This window comes from Neisseria sp. P0021.S006 (genome assembly GCF_051956895.1).
Genome location: NZ_JBQCWZ010000142.1, coordinates 1 through 2324 on the forward strand (window position 1 = coordinate 1; position 2324 = coordinate 2324).

Annotated in this window: 2 protein-coding genes; both read right to left on the minus strand. The window is 48.5% G+C overall.

What is annotated here, in order from left to right; genetic code table 11:
- A partial coding sequence (locus ACTHUM_RS11675; protein ID WP_440402939.1) for a hypothetical protein occupies positions 1-360 on the minus strand: 360 nt, incomplete at its 3' end.
- A gap of 75 nt (positions 361-435) precedes the next feature.
- Positions 436-2324 (minus strand): class 1a ribonucleoside-diphosphate reductase subunit alpha (gene nrdA / locus ACTHUM_RS11680; protein WP_440402940.1); only part of this gene is annotated, 1889 nt, incomplete at its 5' end.

Sequence of the window (2324 nt, forward strand, 5' to 3'; positions counted from 1 at the left end):
AATCTTAACAGAAGAATAAAGATATGAAGTCATATTTTCATCTAAATAACAAATGACCTCACCCCATTTTCTATCTAGTTCTACCGATTTACCAAGAAAAAACAATATGTTTCCCATCCAATTCTGACAATGCTCGATATAGTCAGGTTCATTTACTTGGAAATAGTTATTAATCTCCTCAATTAAATTTATAACTTTGCTAATCGAAAATAGAATATTACGATCACTAGCTTCATCATTAGTTAGATTTAAAATCTCCATCCACGCGCCTCTTGAAGTACGAAGTGATGGAACTCCTTTAGCTTTTTTAATAATTTTCAATAATCTTTGTGCTGGATTATCATAATAAGTATTAGACATTTTCTTCCATCCTTTGTTTTATTTCATTTTCAGACGACCTTTTAAACTCTAAAGGTCGTCTGAAAATCCCCCTTATCAAATCTTACAAGCCCCACCAGCGCAGCCGTCATCTTGAATATCGGCCTGTGTATCGTCCGCACCGTCTCGGGTGTTGTGGTAGTACAGGGTTTTGACGCCGTATTTGTAGGCGGTCAGCAGGTCTTTCAGCATTTGTTTCATGGAAACTTTGCTGCCTTCAAATTTGTTCGGGTCGTAGGCGGTATTGGCGGAAATCGATTGATCGACGAATTTTTGCATTACGCCGACGAGTTTCAGGTAGCCTTCGTTGCCGGGAAGTTGCCACAGGGTTTCGTAGGCATCTTTCAGGGTTTCAAATTCCGGTACGACTTGTTTCAAAATACCGTCTTTTGATGCTTTAACGCTGACCAGGCCACGTGGAGGCTCGATGCCGTTAGTGGCGTTGGCAATTTGCGAGCTGGTTTCAGACGGCATGAGTGCGGTCAGGGTAGAGTTGCGCAGGCCGTATTTGACGATGTCGGCGCGCAGGCTTTCCCAGTCGTAGTGCAAAGGCTCGTTGCACACGGCATCCAAGTCTTTTTTGTAGGTGTCGATGGGCAGTTTGCCTTGCGAATAAACGGTTTGGTTGAAGAGCGGGCATGCGCTGTATTCTTTGGCAAGGTTTACCGATGCTTTGAGCAGGTAATACTGCATGGCTTCAAAGGTGCGGTGGGTCAGGCCGAGGGCGGAGTCGTCGCTGTAACGTACGCCGTTTTTTGCCAGATAGTAGGCGTAGTTGATTACGCCGATGCCGAGTGTGCGGCGGTTCATGGTTGCGGTGCGTGCTGCTGCAACCGGATAGTCTTGATAATCCAGCAGGGCATCAAGTGCGCGTACGGTCAAATCGGCAAGCTCTTCCAGTTCGTCCAAGTTGTTCAATGCGCCCAAGTTGAAGGCGGATAAGGTACACAAGGCGATTTCGCCTTCTGCATCGTTGATGTTGTCCAGCGGTTTGGTCGGCAGGGCGATTTCCATGCACAAGTTGGACTGATGAACAGGCGCAACGCGCGGATCAAATGGGCTGTGCGTGTTGCAGTGGTCAACGTTTTGGATGTAGATACGACCGGTACCGGCACGTTCCTGCATCAGGGTAGAGAACAATTCTGTTGCCGGCAAAGTATGTTTGCGGATGTTTGGATCTTGCTCGTATTGAGTGTAGAGGCGTTCAAACTCGTCTTGGTCGGCGAAGAAGGCATCATACAAACCCGGAACTTCATTCGGCGAGAACAGGGTAATATTGCCGCCTTTAATCAAGCGGGTGTACAGCAGGCGGTTGATTTGTACGCCGTAGTCCAGTTGGCGGATACGGTTGTCTTCTACGCCGCGGTTGTTTTTCAATACCAACAGGCTTTCGGCTTCGATATGCCACAATGGGTAGAACAAGGTTGCCGCGCCGCCGCGTACGCCGCCTTGCGAGCAGGACTTAACGGCCGCTTGGAACATTTTGAAGAATGGGATACAGCCGGTGTGTTGTGCTTCGCCGCCGCGGATTTCGCTGCCCAAACCGCGGATACGGCCGGCGTTGATGCCGATGCCTGCACGCTGGGAAACGTATTTCACAATCGCGCTGGTGGTGGCGTTGATGGAGTCGAGGCTGTCGTCGCATTCAATCAACACGCAGCTTGAGAATTGACGGGTAGGCGTACGCACGCCGCTCATGATAGGTGTAGGCAGCGATACTTTGAATGTGGAAACGGCGTCGTAAAAGCGTTTGACGTAATCCAAACGGGTCTCTTTCGGATATTTGCTGAAGAGACACATGGCCACCAAAATGTATAAAAACTGCGGCGTTTCATAAATTTGGCGGGTAACGCGGTTTTGAACCAGATATTTGCCTTCCAGCTGTTTTACGGCTGCATAAGAGAAGGTCATATCGCGGCTGTGGTCGATATAGGCATTCAGCTCGT